Raw genomic sequence first — 20,115 nt, 5'->3', positions numbered from 1 at the left:
ATGAAGACGACGACGGTCGACAACCTCATCTGGGTCCTGATCTACGGCGGCTTGCTGGCCGTCGGCCTCGGGCTTTACGTACAACGCACCGAAAGCGCGCTCGGCACCACCGTGCTTGCCATCGGCGGCGGGGTCGCCGCGCTCGGCTTCGCCCTCATCTACGTGCGCTCGCGCATGAAAGACGACAACGCTTCCGCACCGGAGAAGAAAACACCATGAGCACCCCCGTCCAGAAACTTTTCGACCTCAGCGGCAAGACCGCACTCGTCACCGGCGGCTCGCGCGGCCTCGGCCTGCAGATCGCCGAAGCGCTCGGCGAGGCCGGTGCGCGCATCCTGCTCACCTCGCGCAAGGCCGCCGACCTGGAAGAGTCGGCCGCGCACCTAAAGGCGCGCGGTATCGACGCGCTCTGGGTCGCCGCCGACGCGAGCGTGCCCGAGGAGATCCACCGCATCGCCGCCGATGCGATGGCGCGCCTGGGCAACGTCGACATCCTCGTCAACAACGCCGGCGCCACCTGGGGCGCCAAGGCCGAGGACTACCCGCTCGAGGCGTGGGACAAGGTGATGAACCTCAACATCCGGAGCATCTTCCTGATGAGCCAGGCCATTGGCAAGCTGAGCATGATCCCGCGCAAGCAGGGCCGCATCATCAATGTGGCGTCGATCGCCGGCCTCTCGGGCGCCGGCCCCGACATCCAGTACATCGCCTACGGCACGAGCAAGGGCGCGGCCGTCAACTTCACGCGCACGCTGGCAGGCGAGTGGGGCAAGTACGGCATCACCGTCAACGCGCTCGCGCCGGGCTTCTTCCCGAGCAAGATGACCAAGGGCACGATCGAGCGCGTGGGCACCGACAAGATGGCCTCGCGTGCTCCGCTGCAACGCATTGGCGACGACGATGACCTGAAGGGTGCGGCGCTGTTGTTTGCGTCCGCCGCGGGCAAGCACATCACCGGGCAGATCCTCGCGGTGGACGGCGGCGTCTCCGCCATCCACGGCGGCTGAGCCGGCATCGGCGTCATGAAGTTCCACACCTTCATCCCCTTCGTCGAACACCTCGGCTTCGAGCTGCTGAAGTTCGAAGACGGCGAAGCGGAGATTGCCGTCACGCTGCGCGAGGAGCTGTGCAACTCGTGGAGCGTGGCGCACGGCGGTGTGACGATGACGCTGCTCGACGTGACGATGGCGCATGCCGCGCGTGCCACGGGGATGAGCGGAGAAGGCCAGAGCAACGGCATCGGCGTCGTCACCATCGAGATGAAGACGAGCTTCATGCGCCCGGGCCTTGGCCGCTTGCATGCGAAGGGCAAACGGGTGCATGGCACCGCCTCGCTCGCGTTCTGCGAAGCGCAGGTGTTCGACGAAAAGGGCGCGCTCGTCGCGCAGGCTAGCGGCACCTTCAAGTACCTCAAGGGCCTGCCGGCAGGCGGCCGCAAGATCATGCGCAACAACGCGTCGGATTGAAAAGGAACACGCTCATGTCCGACCTCGTGCTGCACCACTACGCGGGCTCGCCTTTCTCGGAGAAGGTCCGCCTCATCCTCGGCTACAAGGGCCTGGCGTGGAAGTCGGTCACGGTGCCGGTGATGCTGCCCAAGCCCGACGTGGTGGCGCTCACCGGCGGTTACCGGCGCACGCCTTTCCTGCAGGTCGGTGCCGACATCTACTGCGACACCGCGCTGATGTGCCGCGTGATCGATGCGATGGCACCGCAGCCGCCGCTGTACCCGGTGGCCGCCGGTGGCCTGCAGCACATGCTCGCGCAGTGGGCCGACTCCACGCTCTTCTGGGCCGCCATTCCGTACACCATGCAGCCGGCCGGGGCGCAGCACTTGTTTGGCGACGCACCGCCCGACTTCCTCAAGGCCTTCGCCGCCGACCGGGCCGCGATGACGCCCAACCTGCGCCGTGCCACCGTGGCCGACGGCGCGGCTCAGCTCGCCAGCTACTTTGGCTGGCTCGACACCGAGCTGGCTGACGGGCGACCCTTCCTGCTGGGCACGCATGCCTGCATCGCCGACTTCTCGGTGGCGCAGTCGCTCTGGTACATCCGCCGCGCGCCGCCGGTGGCGACCGTGCTGGCACCGTTCACCCGCCTGCTCGCCTGGTACGAGCGGGTGGCCGCCTTCGGCCACGGCACGCCCGAGAAGATGCGCAGCGATGCTGCACTCGACCTGGCCGCAAGCACCCACGGCTTCGCGGCCACGAAGGTGGAGGCCGATGCCGGGTTCGCAGCGGGTGACGCCGTGACGGTGTCACCCACCGACTACGCCACCGACCTCGTCGCGGGTGTGCTGGTCGGCCTCAACCAGAACGAAGTGGTGATCGAACGCCAGGACCCACGTGCCGGCACGCTGCATGTGCACTTCCCGCGCATCGGTTACCAGATCAAGAAGCCGAAAACTGACTCAGGAGAAAGCAAATGAAGAACTTCAAGGGCGGCACTGCCGTCATCACCGGCGCGGGCTCGGGCTTCGGCCTCGAAGCCTCGCTCATCGCCGCCAAGCTCGGCATGAACGTCGTGATGGCTGACGTGCAGAAAGACGCGCTCGACGCCGCCTCGGCCGAGATCGAAGGCCTGGGTGCCAAGGTGTTGCCCTTCAAGCTCGACGTGGCCAAGGCAGCCGAAGTGGAAGCACTCGGCGCCGCCACCTTCGAGCGCTTCGGTGCGCCGACCTTCGTGTTCAACAACGCCGGCGTCGGCGGCGGTGGCCTGATCTGGGAACAGTCGCTGAAAGACTGGGAGTGGGTCGTCGGCGTCAACCTGATGGGCGTGGCCCACGGCGTGCGCGTCTTCACGCCGATGATGCTCGACGCGGCGAAGAAGAACCCCGCCTACGAAGGCCACATCGTCAACACCGCCTCGATGGCCGGCATGCTGAATGCGCCGAACATGGGCGTCTACAACGTGACCAAGCACGCGGTGGTGGCCTTGAGCGAGACGCTCTTTCAAGACCTGCGTCTCGTCACCGACCAGATCGGCGCCTCGGTGCTGTGCCCGTATTTCATCCCGACCGGCATCAGCAAGAGCGCACGCAACCGCCCGGCCGAGATGACGGACGCCGATGCCAAGCCCACCAAGAGCCAGCTCATCGCCCGCGCCATGAGCGACAAGGCCGTGAGCAGCGGCAAGGTGACGGCGGCCACGATGGCGCAGTCGGTGTTCGATGCGGTGGCCGAAGGCCGCTTCTACATCTTCAGCCACCCGCACGCGCTCGGTGGTGTGCAGACGCGGATGGAAGACATCCTGCAGCACCGCAATCCGACCGACCCGTTTGCCGCCAAGCCCGAGCTGGGCGAGCAGCTGAAGGCCGCGCTGCGCGCCGCCGACTGATCGTCTCCGGGAGGCAGCGGCGGGGAGGCGCTGCCCCGCCGACAATGCGGGCTGTCGTCGAACGCCTGCTGCCTCCATGAACGCTCCTTCTCGAACTCCGCACATCGCCATCGTGGGCGGAGGGCCGGCCGGCCTGATGGCCGCCGAGGTGGCCGCGCAGGGCGGGGCGCAGGTCGACGTCTACGACGGCATGCCCTCGGTGGGCCGCAAGTTCCTGCTCGCGGGCAAGGGGGGCCTCAACCTCACCCACAGCGAGCCGCTGGAGCGCTTTCTCGGCCGCTACGGCGCGCAGAGGGCGCATCTCGAACACTGGCTGCACAGCTTCGGCCCCGAGCAACTGCGGGCCTGGGCCCAGGGCCTGGGCGTCGACACCTTCGTGGGCTCATCGGGCCGCGTCTTCCCCACCGACATGAAAGCGGCACCGTTGCTGCGCGCGTGGCTGCAGCGGCTGCGTGCGGCCGGAGTCCGGTTTCACATGCGGCACCGCTGCCAGGGCGTGGCCGCAGGCGACCGCGTGACGCTGGCGTTCGAGGCTCCGGGCGGGGCGCAGTCGGTCGAGGTCGATGCGGTCGTGCTCGCGCTCGGTGGTGCGAGCTGGGCGAGGCTTGGCTCCGATGGCGCCTGGGCGCAATGGCTGGGCCTGTCGGCCGACGAACTCGCGCCGCTTCGGCCGTCCAACTGCGGCTTCGACGTCGGCTGGTCGGCCCACCTGCAGGAGCGGTACGCGGGGCAGCCGTTGAAGTCGGTGCGCCTGTCGTTCCAGCCTCGGCAGGGCGTGGCTTTCGATCAGGTCGGGGAATGCGTGCTCACGCAGACCGGCCTGGAGGGGAGTCTCATCTACGCCGCGTCGGCCGGGCTGCGCGAAGAGATCGAGGCGCACGGCGATGCGCTCATCCATCTCGACCTGCTGCCGGCGCGCAGCCTCGACTGGGTGCGGGGCGAGCTGGCCCATCCGCGTGGCCCGCGCTCGTTGTCCACGCACCTGAAGAGCCGGCTTGGGCTGCATGGCGTCAAGGCCGGGCTGCTCCACGAGCTGCTGTCGAAGGACGAGCTGGCCGACGCAGGCCGGCTCGCGCAGGCGATCAAGGCCCTTCCGGTGAAGCTGGTGGCGGCACGGCCGCTGGACGAAGCCATCAGCACCGCGGGTGGCGTGCGCTTCGAAGCACTCGACGAGCGCCTGATGCTGGCACGGCGGCCCGGCATCTTCTGCGCGGGTGAGATGCTCGATTGGGAGGCGCCGACGGGCGGCTACCTGCTCACTGCTTGCCTGGCGACCGGGCGCGCGGCGGGAGCCGGCGCACTGGCGTGGTCAGGGCTTTGCTGAAGGCACGCGGCGCGTCTCCCGACGGCCGGCGTGCCTTGGCCCGACTGAAGATCAGTACGGGCAGTTCGTGCGCGAGTCGGACACACGCAGCGTGTTGGCGATCTGCGTCTGGTGCGGAGCGCCGCACAGGAACGGGCTGTAGCGGGTGTCGCTGTCGACGAAGCGCTTGAACCACGAGATCATGTACTTGCCGACCAGGCCGTACTCGCCGCTGTCTTGCGGGAAGAAGTGGTCTTCGTTGTTGAGCTCGAGGTAGCCCTTGGGTGTGCTCGACGGGATGCTCGTGTAGAACGGGATCGAGTGGGAGGTCACGCTCGCGACGGTGTCGCCATCGGCACCGACGATCAGCGTGGGCACGCGCACCGTCGAGAAGCTCTTCGTGGTGTGCCACGGCGCCAGCGGCACCGACGCCTTGAGCGACGGGTAGTCGCGCGCAGCCGCCAGGCTGCCGCCACCGCCCATCGAGTGGCCGGCCACGGCCAGGCGCGACGAGTCGACCTTGCCGTAGAGCACGTTGGTGCGGCTGCTGGCCAGGCTCACGACCTTGTCGAGCGCGGCCTTCAGCTGGCGTGCGCGGCTGTCGGGCTGGTCGGAGGTGGTGTTGGTGTCGATGGTGATGACGACGAAGCCGTGCGAGGCGAGGCGGCTGCCGATCCAGCTGATCGACGATTGGTAGGCGGTGAAGCCGGGCGACACGGCGACAACGCCGTAGCTGCCGGTGGCGGTCGGGTAGTAGATGGTGCCGCCGCCGAAGCCGCTGGCGCTCAGGCGCGAGACGGTGGTGGTGCGGATGGCGAAGGTGCCGTCACGCTCGAGACCGGCCACCGTGGGGTCCGGGCCCTTCTGGTACTGCGCGCTGGCGACGCCGGCGAACAGGGCGGCAGCCGCGAGGACGGATGCCTGCGTGAATCGCGCCAGGTGGCGCAGGGTGGGCTTCGAAGCAACTTGCATGGTGTCTCCTGGTTTTTGGGATCGGCGCCGATCTAGAAGCGGTTTTAGACGCCCGTTCAATGTCGACGCGTGGATGGTGCACTAGCGTGCTCTTTTTGCGTTGTACGGCGTTGCTGAGTTGTCGCGGCCCAAAAAAAGAAACAGGGCGCGCAGCCGAGGCTGGCGCCCTGTGGGTTTGAGGGCGCGATCGTGTCGCGCGCCAACTCACCGCCGGATCAGTACGGGCAGTTCTCGCGGTAGTCGGAGAACGGGCCGAAGACGCCCAGGTCACCCTGGTGCTGGCTGCCGCACAGGAACGGGCTGTAGCGCGTGTCGTTGTCCATGAAGCGCTTGAACCACGAGATCATGTAGCGGCCGACGATCGGGTAGTTCGACGACAGCTGCGGGAAGAAGTGGCCTTCACCGTTCAGCTCGGCGTAGCCCTTCGAGGTGGTCGACGGCAGGCTCGTGTAGAACGGGATCGAGTGCGAGGCCACCCCGGCGATGGCGTCGTTTTCGGCGCCGATGATCAGGGTGGGAACGCGCACGGTGCGCCAGCTCTTGGTGGTGTGCCACGGAGCGAGCGGCACGGCCGCCTTGTACGACGGGTTGTCGCGGGCTGCCGCGAGCGTGCCGCCGCCACCCATCGAATGGCCCGCCACGCCGAGGCGGCTGGAGTCGACCTTGTTGTACACGCCGCTGGTGCTGCGGCGGCTTTGCGCGACCACGTAGTCGAGCGCGGCCTTCAGCTGGCGGCCACGGCTGTCGGGCTGGTCACCCGTGGTGATGGTGTCGATGGTGATGACCACGAAGCCATGTGAGGCCAGGCGGGTGCCGATCCAGCTGATCGACGACTCATAGGCCGTGAAGCCCGGCGAGACGGCGATCGCGCCGTAGGTGCCCGAGGCCGTCGGGTAGTGGATGGTGCCGCCGCCGAAGCCGCTCGCCGCAGTGCGGGAGACGGTCTGGGTGCGCACGGTGAAGGGGCCGGTGCGCTCGAGCGCCGAGACCGTGGGGTCCGGGCCCTTCTGGTACTGGGCGTTGGCCAGGCCGGTGAGGGCGAGGGTGGCCGCCAGCACGGAGGCCTTGGCGAAACGCGCGAGATGGCGCAATGTGGGGTTCAGTGCAAGTTGCATGGTGTCTCCTGGGGTTGAACTAGCGCCGAGGACGAACTATTTGTGTACGGCTGTTCTAATTCGGCTCGCGAATGTTGAACGACAGTGCGTTTAAAACGTTTCATCGATTTCCCTGATCCACGATTTATCGACTTATGTGAGGCTTTCGGGGCGGTTTCTGGGTCGTAGCAACTCAATACTGATTGGGTAGAAAGATTTTTTGAATGGCTGTGCATCTAAACAATGTGCCGTGGTGGAAGCGGCGTGCTGTCCTCGCCGGGCTCGGGGTGGCTCTCGTGGCCGCCGCGGTGGGCGGGGTCTGGTTCGGGGCGAACGAGGCCCCGACGGCGAGTGAGCCGATCCACGGAAACGCTTCAAACACAAAACCAAGCGGCTTTGAGGCGCCTTCGGGCGGCGCCCGCGATTCAGGCGGCAACCCGGCCCTCGTGGAGGTGGATGTCCTTGGTACGCGCATGGACGTTTCCCGGCTTTTCCAGCTCGGGTTCGGGGGCGGGCTGAACGTCGACGCCGACACCCGGGCCACGCTCGACACCCTCATGCTCCAGATGTCGGACCCACCCACCCCGGAGGAAACCGCGAAGCTGGAATACACCCTGCGGCAGGGCTTGCCGAAGGAGGAAGCCGAGAAGGCGCTCAAGCTGCTGCAGGGCTACCGCAGCTACCAGGTGGACCTGCGCAGCGAGGGCGCGCAACTGGCCATTCCTGAAACGGCGGAAAGCGTTGACGACTACTTCGCGAAGGTCGCCCTCATCCAGCGCCGCCACTTCGACGACGGCACGGCCAGCGCACTCTTCGGGCAAGACCTGCGCAACGCTCGCGCCGTGATGATGGCCGCCGTGATCGACCAGAACCCGAACCTGAGCCCGGCGCAGAAGAAAGAGCAGATCGACGCGCTGCGCGCCACGCTTCCGCCCGATCAGCGTGGCATCGTTCCCGAACCATCCGAAGGGGCTGCGTCCGAGGCGAAATGACCGTGTGGCACACTTCGCCGCTTTCGTTTTTCGTCCCTCTGCGGACCGCTGTACTTGAACAAGATTCTTCTTCAGTTGGCTGGCGAACTGAAGGTTCGCGCGGCCCAGGTGAACGCCGCGGTGGAGTTGCTCGATGGTGGCGCCACCGTTCCCTTCATTGCCCGCTATCGCAAGGAGGCCACCGACGGCCTCGACGACACGCAGCTGCGCGAGCTGGAAAGCCGCCTCGGCTACTTGCGCGAGCTCGAAGAGCGCCGCGCCGCGGTACTCAAGAGCATCGATGAGCAAGGTAAGCTGACCCCCGAGTTGCGTGCGGCCATCGAAACCGTGCCCACCAAGCAGGAACTGGAAGACCTCTACCTTCCCTACAAGCCGCGCCGCCGCACCAAGGGCATGACCGCCCGCGAAGCGGGGCTGGAGCCGCTGGCCGACAAGCTCTTTGCCGACCCCACGCTCGACCCCGCGGCCGAAGCAGCCGCCTTCATCAATGCCGACGCCGGCTTTGCCGATGCGTTTGCCGTGCTCGACGGCGTGCGCGACCTGCTCAGTGAGCGCTGGGCGGAAGACGCCGCGCTGGTGGGCAAGCTGCGTGAGTGGCTCTGGGAAGAGGGCCTGCTCAAGTCGAAGCTGATGGACGGCAAGGACGAGAACAACGCCGACGTGGCCAAGTTCCGCGACTACTTCGACTACGACGAGCCGATCGGCCGCGTGCCGTCGCACCGGGCGCTGGCGGTGTTCCGCGGGCGCACCCAGGAAATCCTCGACGCCAAGCTGGTGGTCGACGAAGAAGTGGTGCCCGGCCAGCCCACGCTCGCCGAAGGGCGCATTGCCCGCCATCTGGGCTGGAGCCACGCCAAGCGGCCCGCCGACGACCTGATCCGCAAGACCATCGCCTGGACCTGGAAGGTCAAGCTCAGCCTGAGCCTCGAGCGCGATCTCTTCAGCCGGTTGCGCGAAGAGGCCGAGAAGGTGGCGATCAAGGTGTTCGCCGAAAACCTGCGCGACCTGCTGCTGGCCGCACCCGCCGGCCCGCGCGTGGTGATGGGGCTTGACCCCGGCATCCGCACCGGCGTGAAGGTGGCGGTGGTCGATGCCACCGGCAAGGTGCTCGACACCAACACCGTCTACCCGCACGAGCCGCGCAAGGACTGGGAAGGCTCCATCCACACGCTGGGTCGCCTGTGTGCCACGCACGGCGTGAACCTCATCGCCATCGGCAACGGCACGGCGAGCCGCGAGACCGACAAGCTGGCGTCCGACCTCATCAAGCGCATCCAGCAGCTCGCCCCTGGCACCCACATCGAGAAGGTGGTGGTAAGCGAGGCGGGCGCCTCGGTGTACTCGGCAAGCGAGTTCGCGAGCAAGGAGCTGCCCGATCTGGATGTGAGCCTGCGTGGCGCCGTCAGCATCGCGAGACGTCTGCAGGACCCGCTGGCCGAACTCGTGAAGATCGAACCCAAGAGCATCGGCGTTGGCCAATACCAGCACGACGTGAACCAGGGCGAGTTGGCGAAGAGCCTCGACGCCGTGGTCGAAGACTGCGTGAACTCGGTGGGGGTGGACCTCAACACCGCCTCGGCGCCGCTGCTGGCGCGTGTGTCGGGCCTGAGCACCGCGGTGGCCAACAGCATCGTGCGCTGGCGCGATGCCAACGGGGCCTTCAAGAGCCGACAGCAGTTGCTCGATGTGAGCGGGCTCGGCGCCAAGACCTTCGAGCAAAGCGCCGGCTTCCTGCGCATCAGCGGCGGTGAGAACCCGCTCGACCAATCGGGCGTGCACCCCGAGACCTACCCGGTCGTCGAGAAGATCCTGGCCAAGGTGAGCAAGCCACTGACCGAGGTGATGGGCCGAAGCGACGTGATCCGTGCGCTCAAGCCCGAGGCGTTCGCCGACGACAAGTTCGGTGCCATCACGGTGAAGGACATCCTCGCCGAGCTGGAAAAGCCCGGCCGCGACCCGCGCCCCGACTTCAAGGTGGCGCGCTTCAACGACGGCGTGGAAGACATCAAGGACCTGCAACCGGGCATGACGCTCGAAGGCACAGTGAGCAACGTGGCCCAATTCGGCGCCTTCGTCGACCTCGGTGTGCACCAGGACGGCCTGGTGCACGTGAGCCAGCTCTCGAACAAGTTCGTCAACGACGCGCGCGAAGTGGTGAAGACGGGCGACATCGTGAAAGTGAAAGTGCTGGAGGTCGACCTGGCCCGCAAGCGCATCTCGCTCACGATGAAGCTCGACACCGCGCCGGCACCTCGGGGTGAGCGCGGCGACAACAGCTACCGGCCGGCAGCACGCGGCGAGCGCATGGGCGGCCAGCGTGCCCCCGGGCAGGCGCAGACGCCTTCGGCGATGGCGGCTGCGTTCGCCAAGCTGCAGACCAAGCGCTGATCGGCCCGTCGTCATGCAAGCCCTGCAGGTCCACGCCGGCCCGCGTGCAATCAAACACCTGCGCGAGCACGGGCTCGCGGCGGCCGACGTGCGCGCCATCCCCGGTGCGGCCGGGGGGCCGAAGGGTCTGGTGCTCGGCCCGCTCGATCAGTTCATCTTCGGCGAGTGGTTGCAGGATGTGACGCAGCCCGTTCACCTCATCGGCGCGTCGATCGGCGCGTGGCGCATGGCGACAGCCTGTCTCGGCAACCCGCGCCAGGCCTTCGCTCGACTGGCCGACGACTACATCACGCAGGAATACGAGCACAAGGCCGGCAAGCCGCCCACGCCCACGCACGTGAGCGAGGTGTTTGGCGCCAAGCTGCTGGAGCACTTCGCCGGCCAGGAAACGCAGGTGCTGAGCCATCCGAAGTTTCGGCTGCATGTGTTCACCAGCCGGGGGCGGCACGTGCTCAAGCGCGAAGGCCGTCGCTTGTCACGGGTCACGACGCCCCTGGGCTACCTCGGCGCCTTCGCCACCAACGTCGTGAGCCGCAAGGCGATGGGGGCGTGGCTCGAGCGTGTGATCTTTTCCGATGCGCGTGATGCCTTCCCGCTGCACACCCACGACTACAGCACGCGCGTCGTCGCGCTCGATGCCCAGAACCTGCAGCCGAGCATTCTGGCGAGTTGCTCGATCCCATTCTGGCTGGATGCGGTGCACGACATTCCCGGCGGCCCGCGCGGTGCATATTGGGACGGCGGCATCACCGACTACCACCTGCACCTGAATTACGCCTCGCTGCGCGACGGCCTGGTGCTCTATCCGCACTTCCAGAAGACGATTATTCCCGGTTGGCTCGACAAGGCGCTGAAGCACCGCCATCGCGCCAGCGCCCACCTGGATAATGTGGTGGTTGTATCGCCTAATCCCGAATGGATTGCCACGCTTCCCAATGGCAAGCTCCCGGACCGCAACGATTTCAAACGCTATACCCACGATGTGCCTGCCCGGGTGAGGGCCTGGAGGCAGGCAGTGGCGGAGAGCGAACGCCTGCGAGACGAGTTCCAGCAACTCGTCGAGCGGCGCGAGCCCATCGCCGCGTTGCCACTTTGATCACCGACACACGACCGTCGTCCACCACAGGAGGAGCCGTACATGACCACGCCGCAAGGCCGCCCGAGTGCCCAAGCCGTTCAACTTCCGCACCAGCCGCTGCCGGACTATTACCCGTCCGACGACCTGCAGGCCCGCGAGAGTTTCCTGCGCAAGACTTTCGACGACACGGCGGTCGACTACAACAAGCTCGAAGCCATTCTGGGCTTTGGCACCGGCCCGAGCTACCGGGGGCGTGCGCTGAAGCGCGCGGGTCTCAAGCCCGGGATGATGGTGGTGGACGTGGGCATGGGCACGGGCATCGTGTCGCAAGAGATTTTGAAGATCACGGGCGAGCCGTCGAAGCTGATCGGTGTCGACCCCAGCCCCGGCATGATGGCTCAGGCCAAGCTGCCGGCTGAAGTGGTGTGCAAGCTGGGCCGTGCGGAAGAGATTCCGGTGCCCGACGCCTCGGTCGACTTCCTGGTGATGGGCTACGCGCTGCGTCACATCAGCGACTTCTCGAAGGCTTGTGCCGAGTTCCGCCGCGTGCTGAAGCCGGGCGGCCGATTGCTCATCCTCGAGATCACGATGCCGCAGAGCCGGCTCGGCACCTGGGTGCTCAAGGCCTATATGCGCGGTGTGGTGCCTCTGCTGGCGCGCTTCGTGTCGAAGTCGTCCACCACGCCGATGCTGTGGCGCTATTACTGGGACACCATCGCCGGCTGCATTCCGCCCGCCCAGGTCATCGCGTCGCTCAGCGCCGCAGGTCTGTTGGAGTCGAGCCGGTATGTGGAACTGGGCATCTTTTCCGAATACCGCGCGCGGGGCTGAACTAGAATTCCTGCTCCCCAGTACACCACTGGCAATCCACAAGAGCGAGAAGGGCACCCTGGTTATGACACCGCGAACTACGACCCGGCAGGTAAAGGTTTAGTCGGCCGCGGCTTCGTCACGTCTCTTCTCGTCATCATCAAAAAGCGCGGTTCGTCACCGCGCTTTTTGCTTTCTGGAGTTTGCTCATCATGATTTCCATTCAGTTGCCCGACGGTTCCAAGCGTCAGTTCGAAGGCCCCGTGACGGTGGCCGAGGTCGCGGCCTCCATCGGTGCCGGCCTGGCCAAGGCCGCTTTGGCGGGCCGCGTGGGGCAGGGCGCCGAGGCCAAGGTCGTCGACACCAGCCACCGCATCGAAGCCGACACGACGCTGGCGATCCTGACCGACAAGGACGCCGACGGACTGGAAGTCATCCGCCATTCGACCGCGCACCTGCTGGCGTATGCGGTGAAGGAGCTCTTCCCCGAGGCGCAGGTCACGATCGGCCCGGTCATCGAAAACGGCTTCTATTACGACTTCTCGTACAAGCGACCCTTCACGCCCGAAGACCTGGTCGCCATCGAAGCCAAGATGACGGAGCTGGCGAAGAAGGACGAGAAGGTCGAGCGCCGTGTGCTGCCGCGCGACGAGGCCGTGGCCTATTTCAAGAGCCTGGGCGAGCACTACAAGGCCGAAATCATCGCGAGCATCCCGGCGAACGAAGACGTCTCGCTGTACCGCGAAGGCAAGTTCGAAGACCTCTGCCGCGGCCCGCACGTGCCGAGTACGGGCAAGTTGAAGCACTTCAAGCTGATGAAGGTGGCTGGTGCCTATTGGCGCGGTGACCATCGCAACGAGATGCTGCAGCGGGTCTATGGCACGGCCTGGGCCACCAAAGACGAGTTGCAGCAGTACCTGCACATGCTCGAGGAAGCCGAGAAGCGCGACCACCGTCGACTCGGGCGTGAGCTGGATCTTTTCCACATCGACGAGCATTCACCCGGCACGGTCTTCTGGCATCCCAAGGGCTGGACGATCTGGCAGGAGGTCGAGCAGTACATGCGCCGCGTCTACCGCGAGAACGGCTATCAGGAGGTGAAGGGGCCGCAGATCCTCGACAAGGGCCTGTGGGAGAAGACCGGCCACTGGGACAAGTACCGCGAGAACATGTTCACCACGGAATCGGAGAAGCGCGAGTACGCGCTGAAGCCGATGAACTGCCCCGGGCACATCCTGATCTTCAAACAAGGCATCAAGAGCTACCGCGAGCTGCCGCTGCGTTACGGCGAATTCGGCCAGTGCCACCGCAACGAGCCGACGGGCGGCCTGCACGGGATCATGCGCGTGCGCGGCTTCACGCAGGACGATGGTCACATCTTCTGTACCGAAGCGCACATCCAGGCCGAGGTGACGGCGTTCACGACGCTGCTGCAGAAGGTCTACAAGGACTTCGGCTTCACCGACATCATCTACAAGCTCTCCACGCGGCCCGAGAACCGCATCGGGACCGAAGAAAGCTGGGACAAGGCCGAGGCCGCCCTGGCCGACGGCTTGCGTGCGTCCGGCTGTGAATTCGAGTACCTGCCGGGCGAGGGGGCGTTCTACGGCCCGAAGATCGAGTACACGCTGAAGGATGCGCTCGGGCGCCCCTGGCAGTGCGGCACGATCCAGGTCGATCCGAACCTGCCGGAGCGCCTGGACGCCGATTTCGTGGGTGAAGACGGCGCCCGACATCGGCCCTTGATGCTCCATCGGGCCATCGTCGGCAGCCTGGAGCGATTCATCGGCATCCTGATCGAGCAACACGCGGGCGCGCTGCCGGTCTGGCTGTCGCCGGTGCAGGCGGTGGTCATGAGCATCACCGACGACCAGGCGGATTACGCCTCGGAGGTGGTGAAAACGCTTCAAAAACAAGGGCTTAGAGTCGAAAGCGATTTGCGCAACGAGAAAATTACCCGTAAAATCCGCGAGCATTCCCTGCAAAAGGTCCCGTTCCTCCTGGTCGTTGGTGACAAGGAGAAGGCGAACGGGGCTGTTGCCGTGCGCGCTCGCGGCAACCAAGACCTCGGTGTGATGCCCCTCGCCGACTTCAGCTCGAAGATCGCGGGTGACATTGCCAATCGTGTTTGACGAAAGGTCCGGTTGCCTGGCGCGCGTTGATTGTTTTTGGGCCCTGTCGCCTTGGGGTTCGCTGAAGGATTTGAACTATCGCTACCTTTGCTGACCGCCGCGCTCCCAACGTGGAACGCAAGCACCGCCTGAACCGCGAAATCATGGCGCCGGAAGTCCGGCTGAACGGGGTGGAGAACGAGCCGCTGGGCATCGTCCCCCTGCAAGAAGCTTTGCGGATGGCAGGTGAGCTGGACGTTGACCTTGTCGAGATCGCCGCGCAGGCCGACCCGCCTGTGTGCCGCTTGATGGACTACGGCAAGTTCAAGTACCAGGAGCAGAAGCGCGCGGCGGAAGCCAAGTCCAAGCAAAAAGTCATCGAGATCAAGGAAGTCAAGTTCCGCCCGGGTACCGATGAAGGCGACTACCAGATCAAGCTGCGCAACCTGCGCCGCTTCATCGAGGAAGACGGCGACAAAGGCAAGGTCACGCTGCGCTACCGCGGCCGCGAGATCACCCACCAGGACATCGGCATGCGGCTTCTCGAGCGCATTCGCGACGACCTGGCAGATTGCTCGGTGGTCGAGAATATGCCCAAGCTCGAAGGCCGCCAGATGATCATGGTCCTCGGGCCGAAGAAGCGATAGAGCTGGTTTGAAGAGTTCATCACCTTGGTTTGGTCACCAGGGCGATGCAAGAAGCCTCTGCAGGCTTACAAGACCGCGAGAGATTTCGCGGGCGCCTGCAGGAGCAATTTAGAAGGAGCAGTCATGCCCAAAATGAAGACCAAGAGCAGTGCGAAGAAGCGTTTTCGCGTTCGTCCGGGTGGCACCGTCAAGCGCGGTCAGGCGTTCAAGCGCCACATCCTGACCAAGAAGTCGACGAAGAACAAGCGCCAGCTCCGCGGTGCTGTCGGCGTCCACGAGACCAACATGGCAGGAATGGCGCAAATGCTGCCGTTCGCCGGTCTCTGATTTCTAGAAAGGAAACGTCATGCCTCGCGTCAAACGTGGTGTAACCGCACGTGCTCGTCACAAGAAAGTTCTCGCACTCGCCAAGGGTTTCCGCGGCCGCCGCAAGAACGTATTCCGCATCGCCAAGGAAGCGGTCATGCGCGCTGGGCAATATGCCTATCGCGATCGCCGTACCAAGAAGCGTGTGTTCCGCCAGCTCTGGATCGCCCGTATCAACGCGGCGAGCCGTGGCCTGGGTGTCACCTACAGCAAGTTCATGGCCGGCCTGAAGAAGGCCAACATTGACATCGACCGTAAGGTCCTTGCCGACATGGCTGTGAATGATCCTGCCGCTTTCGGCAGCATCGTCGAGAAGGTGAAGGCCCAGCTCGCTTGATGTCGTGATCACGCCGGGTGCAGTACGGCCCGGCGCACGCAAGCTTTCAAAGGCCGACCTCGTGTGCGGCCTTTTTTGTTTGTCCCGAATCCGCATTCTTCCGTCCCACTGAACCGATGAACGATCTCGATCAACTGGTGCAAGCTGCGCAGGCCGACTTCAACGAGGCCGCCGCACCTGCCGATCTGGAGAACGCCAAGGCGCGCTACCTCGGCAAAGCCGGGCGTGTCACCGAGTTGCTCAAGGGCCTGGCCGCCCTATCGCCCGAAGAGAAGAAGACCCGAGGCGCTGACATCAACGCCGCCAAGCAGCGTGTCGAAGCTGCGCTGAATGCACGCCGCCAGGCTCTGGCCGATGCGGAACTGCAGGCGCAGCTGAAAGCCGAAGCGCTCGACGTCACGCTGCCCGGCCGCAAACGCGGCACCGCTGGCCTGCACCCGATCACCCGCACGATGGAGCGCATCGAGGCGATCTTCGGCTCGATGGGGTTCGACGTGGCCGACGGCCCCGAGATCGAAACCGACTGGTACAGCTTCACCGCGCTCAACAACCCCGAGAACCACCCGGCGCGTTCGATGCAGGACACCTTCTACGTCGACATGAAAGACGCAGAAGGCCGCTGGCTCAACCTGCGCCCGCACACCTCGCCGATGCAGGTGCGATATGCCCAGGCGCACGCGAAGAAGTACGAAGGCCAGTCGAAGATGCCCGACATCCGCGTCATCGCGCCGGGCCGCACCTACCGCGTCGACAGCGACGCCACGCACTCGCCGATGTTCCACCAGGTCGAAGGCCTGTGGATCGGCGAGAACGTGAGCTTCAAGGATCTGAAGTCGATGTACCTCGACTTCATCCAGGCCTTCTTCGAGACGACCGAGCTCAAGCTGCGCTTCCGCCCCAGCTACTTTCCCTTCACCGAGCCCAGCGCCGAGATCGACATCATGTTCGAACGCGGGCCGTTGAAGGGCCGCTGGCTGGAAGTGTCGGGCTCGGGCCAAGTGCACCCGCAGGTCGTGCGCAACATGGGGCTCGACCCGGAGCGCTACATCGGCTTCGCCTTCGGTTCGGGCATCGACCGCCTGGCGATGTTGCGCTACGGCGTGAGCGACCTGCGCATGTTCTTCGAAGGCGACCTGCGCTTCCTCTCTCAATTCAAGTAATCCAGAGCAGACGACGAGATGCAATTTCCAGAGTCCTGGCTGCGGGAGTTCTGCAACCCGCCCCTCAACACCGAGCAGTTGGCCGACCTGCTGACCATGTCCGGCATGGAGGTCGAAGAGCTGCGCCCGGTCGCGCCGCCGTTCTCCAACGTGGTGGTCGCCGAGGTGCTGGACGTCGCGCGTCATCCCAACGCCGATCGCCTCAATGTCTGCCAGGTGCGCACGGGCAGCGGCCCGACGCTCAACATCGTCTGTGGCGCACCCAACGTGCGTCCCGGCATCAAGGTGCCATGTGCGCTGGTGGGCGCCAAGTTGCCGCCGGCGGAAGAGGGCGGTGCACTGTTCGAGATCAAGCTCGGCAAGCTGCGCGGCGTTGAGAGCCAGGGCATGTTGTGCTCGGCCCGCGAACTCAAATTGTCGGAGGACCACGGCGGTCTCTTGATCCTCGCCGACGACGCGCCGGTGGGTGCCTCGATCCGCGAGCACCTGAAACTCGACGACACGCTCTTCACGCTCAAGCTCACGCCGAACCTCGGGCACGGCTTGAGCGTCTACGGCATCGCACGCGAAGTGGCAGCGCTGACGGGATCGCCGTTGCTGAAACCGAACTTCGCGAAGGCGAAAGTGGCTCACGCCGACAAGCTGCCGGTGCGCATCGAAGCGCCCGATCTGTGCGGGCGGTTCTCGGGCCGGATCATCCGCAACGTCGACACCAAGGCAAAAACTCCTGCATGGATGATCGACCGCCTTGCGCGTTGTGGCCAGCGCTCGGTGACGGCACTCGTCGACATCTCGAACTATGTGATGTTCGAGTACGGCCGCCCATCGCACATCTTCGATCTCGACAAGATCCACGGCGGCCTCGTCGTGCGTTGGGGTCGCAAAGGCGAGCAGCTCAAACTGTTGAACGGCAACACGATCGAAGTCGACGAGCAGGTCGGGGTGATTGCTGACGATCGGGCCGTCGAGTCGCTCGCCGGCATCATGGGTGGTGATGCAACGGCCGTGTCCGACGACACGCGCAACGTCTACGTCGAGGCTGCCTTCTGGTGGCCCGAGGCGGTGGCAGGGCGTTCGCGCCGCTACAACTTCAGCACCGATGCTGGTCATCGTTTCGAGCGTGGCGTCGATCCAGCGCAGACGGTTGAGCACATCGAGCGCATCACGCAGCTCATCCTCGACATCTGCGGTGGTGAGCCGGGTGCGATGGATGACCAGACGACCGAGCTGCCGGCACGCAAGCCGGTGCCGCTGCGCGTCGAGCGCGCAGCCAAGGTGATCGGCATGCCGGTCACGCAGGCCCAGTGCGTGGAAGTGCTGCGCCGCCTGGGCCTGGACGTGACCGAAGCGCCGGGCCTGCTGACCGTCACGCCGCCGAGCTGGCGTTTCGATTTGCAGATCGAGGAAGACCTGATCGAAGAAGTCGTGCGCGTGCTGGGCTATCAGAACCTGCCCGACACCCCGCCGGTGGCGCCGATCCGCGCGCATGTGCGCAGCGAGTCGCGCCGCGGTGTGCATGCGCTGCGCCATGCGTTGGCGGCACTCGACTATCAGGAGACGATCAACTTCAGCTTTGTCGAGGAACGCTGGGAGCGCGAGCTTGCGGGCAATGACAACCCGATCCGCGTGCTCAATCCGATTGCGAGCCCGCTGTCGGTGATGCGCTCGGGCCTGATCGGCAGCCTCGTTTCGGTGCTGCGCTTCAACCTCGCCCGCAAGGCCACGCGGGTGCGCATTTCAGAGGTCGGGCGTGTCTTCAAGCGAGATGCGGCTGTGATCGATGGTGTGGGCACGGTGGCGGGCATCGAACAGCCGATGCGCGTGGCGGGGTTGGCTTACGAGTCGGTCGACGAGCTCCAGTGGGGCACCAAGGCACGCCAAGTCGATTTCTTCGATGCGAAGGGCGACGTGGAAGCGCTGCTGGCGCCACGTGTCGCGCGCTTCGTGCCGGCGACTCACCCTGCGTTGCACCCGGGGCGTTCGGCGCGTGTCGAGGTCGATGGCCGCGCCATCGGCTTCGTCGGCGAGTTGCACCCGCAGTGGCGCCAGGCCTACGAGCTTCCGGGCACGCCAGTGGTGTTTGAACTCGATGCGGCGGCACTGATGGAGCAGCCACTGCCGGCCTTCCAATCCATTCCGCGCCAGCAATCTGCCTGGCGCGACATCGCGGTGATCGCTGGTGAGCAGGTGAGCCACGATGCGCTGATCGACGCTGCCAAAGCGGCGAACTCGCAACTCGTGCGCTCGGTGAAGCTCTTCGACGTCTACAAGCCCGCCGCCGGAGCGTCGACCGACATGGCGGCCGGTGAGCGCAGCTTGGCGCTGCGCCTGGAGATCCTGGACGACTCGAGCACGCTGACCGACGAGCGCATCGAGTCGGTCAAGGCTGACGTGGTGGCTGCGCTCAGCCAGAAGCTCGGCGTTCGGCTGCGCGCTTGACCTACTGGATAACCCGAATGAGCACCCCACCTCCAGAGAAAGCGCCCGACCGGGTGATTCTCCCGACGCTGGAGACGCCGACGCTGACCAAGGCCGAGCTGGCTGAGCTGTTGTTCGAGCGGCTCGGGCTGAACAAGCGCGAATCCAAGGACATGGTCGAAGCCTTCTTCGACATCATCCATGGCACGCTGGTTGCGGGAGAAGACGTCAAGATGTCGGGGTTTGGCAACTTCAACATTCGCCGCAAGGCGCCGCGGCCCGGCCGTAACCCGCGCACGGGCGAGGCCATCCCGATCAAGGCCCGCAACGTCGTCACATTTCACGCGAGCCACAAACTTAAGGGGGTTGTCCAAGGCGACATCCCTGCGGGAGACGACTTCGAGTAAAGTCTAGCTTTCTCTCCTGATCTTATTGATTTAAATGGAGAAAGCGCTTCCCGCCATTCCTGCCAAACGCTACTTCACCATCGGAGAAGTGAGCGATTTGTGCGGCGTGAAGCCGTATGTGCTGCGCTATTGGGAACAGGAGTTCACGCAGCTCAAACCCATGAAGCGGCGGGGCAACCGCCGCTATTACCAGCACCATGAGGTGCTGCTCATCCGCCGCATTCGCGAGCTGTTGTATGAGCAGGGCTTCACCATCAGTGGCGCACGCAACCGGCTGACCGAGCTGGTCCACAGCCGTGGCGAACCAGCTTCGGTCTCAGACGGCAAAGACCTGGAAGGCCTCGACGAGGGTGACGTGATGGTGGCCGATGACACGGCCGCGTCGGCTGCGGAGGAGCCTGTGCCCGTCCCCGAAGTCATCACCACCGAAGTGTCGATGGGGCAGATGCGACAGGAGCTCATCTCCATTCGCGGCTTGCTCGTCGTCTGAGGCGGAAGCCCGGATTTTTCAGGCTATACTGCGCGGCTCGTCGGGGTGTAGCGCAGCCTGGTAGCGCACTTGCATGGGGTGCAAGGGGTCGCGAGTTCGAATCCCGCCACCCCGACCATTGAACAGCACAAGCCCGGTACCGAAAGGTGCCGGGCTTTTTGCTTTCTCGCGGCCAAAGAAAAAGGGCTCCGATGGAGCCCTTTCCG

General features: G+C 65.3%; 20 protein-coding genes and 1 tRNA gene. 19 read left to right on the top strand and 2 right to left on the bottom strand.

What is annotated here, in order from left to right:
- The 6 genes from KF892_05445 to KF892_05420 all read left to right on the top strand — a co-directional run bounded on the left by KF892_05445 (position 1) and on the right by KF892_05420 (position 4,660).
- Entirely contained in the window at positions 1-219 is a 219-nt protein-coding gene (locus KF892_05445) for a hypothetical protein (protein ID MBX3624435.1), read from the top strand.
- The gene (locus KF892_05440) at positions 216-1,007 is read left to right on the top strand and encodes an SDR family oxidoreductase (protein ID MBX3624434.1); all 792 of its coding nucleotides are present in this window, start codon (positions 216-218) and stop codon (positions 1,005-1,007) included. Before KF892_05445 ends, KF892_05440 begins: the two co-directional genes overlap by 4 nt.
- A gap of 15 nt (positions 1,008-1,022) precedes the next feature.
- Entirely contained in the window at positions 1,023-1,466 is a 444-nt protein-coding gene (locus KF892_05435) for a PaaI family thioesterase (protein MBX3624433.1), read from the top strand.
- Between the two features lie 14 nt (positions 1,467-1,480).
- On the top strand, positions 1,481-2,428 hold the full coding sequence (locus tag KF892_05430) for a glutathione S-transferase family protein (protein ID MBX3624432.1): 948 nt from the start codon (positions 1,481-1,483) through the stop codon (positions 2,426-2,428).
- Positions 2,425-3,336 carry an SDR family oxidoreductase gene (locus KF892_05425; protein MBX3624431.1) on the top strand — a complete coding sequence of 304 codons (912 nt, stop codon included), beginning with the start codon at positions 2,425-2,427 and terminating at the stop codon, positions 3,334-3,336. The genes KF892_05430 and KF892_05425 overlap by 4 nt, the downstream gene beginning before the upstream one ends.
- 76 nt (positions 3,337-3,412) lie before the next feature.
- The gene (locus KF892_05420) at positions 3,413-4,660 is read left to right on the top strand and encodes a TIGR03862 family flavoprotein (protein ID MBX3624430.1); all 1,248 of its coding nucleotides are present in this window, start codon (positions 3,413-3,415) and stop codon (positions 4,658-4,660) included.
- Positions 4,661-4,711: 51 nt separating this feature from the next.
- Here the strand turns inward: KF892_05420 and KF892_05415 are convergent, their stop codons facing one another.
- Entirely contained in the window at positions 4,712-5,578 is an 867-nt protein-coding gene (locus KF892_05415) for an alpha/beta hydrolase (GenBank protein ID MBX3624429.1), read from the bottom strand.
- Between the two features lie 248 nt (positions 5,579-5,826).
- A complete protein-coding gene (locus KF892_05410; GenBank protein MBX3624428.1) occupies positions 5,827-6,726 on the bottom strand; it encodes an alpha/beta hydrolase in 900 nt (299 codons plus the stop codon).
- A gap of 203 nt (positions 6,727-6,929) precedes the next feature.
- Here KF892_05410 and KF892_05405 point away from each other — a divergent pair, with 203 nt between their 5' ends.
- The 13 genes from KF892_05405 to KF892_05345 all read left to right on the top strand — a co-directional run bounded on the left by KF892_05405 (position 6,930) and on the right by KF892_05345 (position 20,027).
- A complete protein-coding gene (locus KF892_05405; GenBank protein MBX3624427.1) occupies positions 6,930-7,697 on the top strand; it encodes a hypothetical protein in 768 nt (255 codons plus the stop codon).
- Positions 7,698-7,751: 54 nt separating this feature from the next.
- Positions 7,752-10,085, top strand: a complete 2,334-nt coding sequence (locus KF892_05400; protein ID MBX3624426.1) for an RNA-binding transcriptional accessory protein — start codon at positions 7,752-7,754, stop codon at positions 10,083-10,085.
- Positions 10,086-10,098: 13 nt separating this feature from the next.
- The gene (locus KF892_05395; protein MBX3624425.1) at positions 10,099-11,181 is read left to right on the top strand and encodes a phospholipase; all 1,083 of its coding nucleotides are present in this window, start codon (positions 10,099-10,101) and stop codon (positions 11,179-11,181) included.
- A 42-nt stretch (positions 11,182-11,223) separates the two neighbouring features.
- Positions 11,224-11,994: a class I SAM-dependent methyltransferase gene (locus tag KF892_05390; GenBank protein MBX3624424.1), complete on the top strand. Its 771-nt coding sequence runs from the start codon at positions 11,224-11,226 to the stop codon at positions 11,992-11,994.
- 191 nt (positions 11,995-12,185) lie between these two features.
- A complete protein-coding gene (gene thrS / locus KF892_05385) occupies positions 12,186-14,105 on the top strand; it encodes a threonine--tRNA ligase (GenBank protein MBX3624423.1) in 1,920 nt (639 codons plus the stop codon).
- A 128-nt stretch (positions 14,106-14,233) separates the two neighbouring features.
- On the top strand, positions 14,234-14,731 hold the full coding sequence (gene infC, locus KF892_05380) for a translation initiation factor IF-3 (GenBank protein MBX3624422.1): 498 nt from the start codon (positions 14,234-14,236) through the stop codon (positions 14,729-14,731).
- 123 nt (positions 14,732-14,854) lie between these two features.
- Positions 14,855-15,058 carry a 50S ribosomal protein L35 gene (gene rpmI, locus KF892_05375; GenBank protein ID MBX3624421.1) on the top strand — a complete coding sequence of 68 codons (204 nt, stop codon included), beginning with the start codon at positions 14,855-14,857 and terminating at the stop codon, positions 15,056-15,058.
- 19 nt (positions 15,059-15,077) lie between these two features.
- On the top strand, positions 15,078-15,434 hold the full coding sequence (gene rplT / locus KF892_05370; protein ID MBX3624420.1) for a 50S ribosomal protein L20: 357 nt from the start codon (positions 15,078-15,080) through the stop codon (positions 15,432-15,434).
- Positions 15,435-15,550: 116 nt separating this feature from the next.
- Positions 15,551-16,594 carry a phenylalanine--tRNA ligase subunit alpha gene (gene pheS / locus KF892_05365; protein MBX3624419.1) on the top strand — a complete coding sequence of 348 codons (1,044 nt, stop codon included), beginning with the start codon at positions 15,551-15,553 and terminating at the stop codon, positions 16,592-16,594.
- 18 nt (positions 16,595-16,612) lie between these two features.
- Entirely contained in the window at positions 16,613-19,033 is a 2,421-nt protein-coding gene (gene pheT / locus KF892_05360) for a phenylalanine--tRNA ligase subunit beta (protein MBX3624418.1), read from the top strand.
- A 17-nt stretch (positions 19,034-19,050) separates the two neighbouring features.
- Positions 19,051-19,419: an integration host factor subunit alpha gene (locus tag KF892_05355; protein MBX3624417.1), complete on the top strand. Its 369-nt coding sequence runs from the start codon at positions 19,051-19,053 to the stop codon at positions 19,417-19,419.
- A 34-nt stretch (positions 19,420-19,453) separates the two neighbouring features.
- Positions 19,454-19,909 (top strand): MerR family transcriptional regulator, encoded by a 456-nt coding sequence (locus KF892_05350; protein MBX3624416.1) that lies wholly within the window; start codon positions 19,454-19,456, stop codon positions 19,907-19,909.
- A 41-nt stretch (positions 19,910-19,950) separates the two neighbouring features.
- Positions 19,951-20,027 (top strand) — tRNA-Pro (locus KF892_05345).
- The last annotated feature ends 88 nt before the right edge of the window (positions 20,028-20,115 follow it).

The organism is Rhizobacter sp. (genome assembly GCA_019635355.1).
GTDB lineage: Bacteria > Pseudomonadota > Gammaproteobacteria > Burkholderiales > Burkholderiaceae_C > Rhizobacter.
Note: the sequence above shows the minus strand (reverse complement) of the source record. Positions and strands in the feature narration are given on the sequence as shown.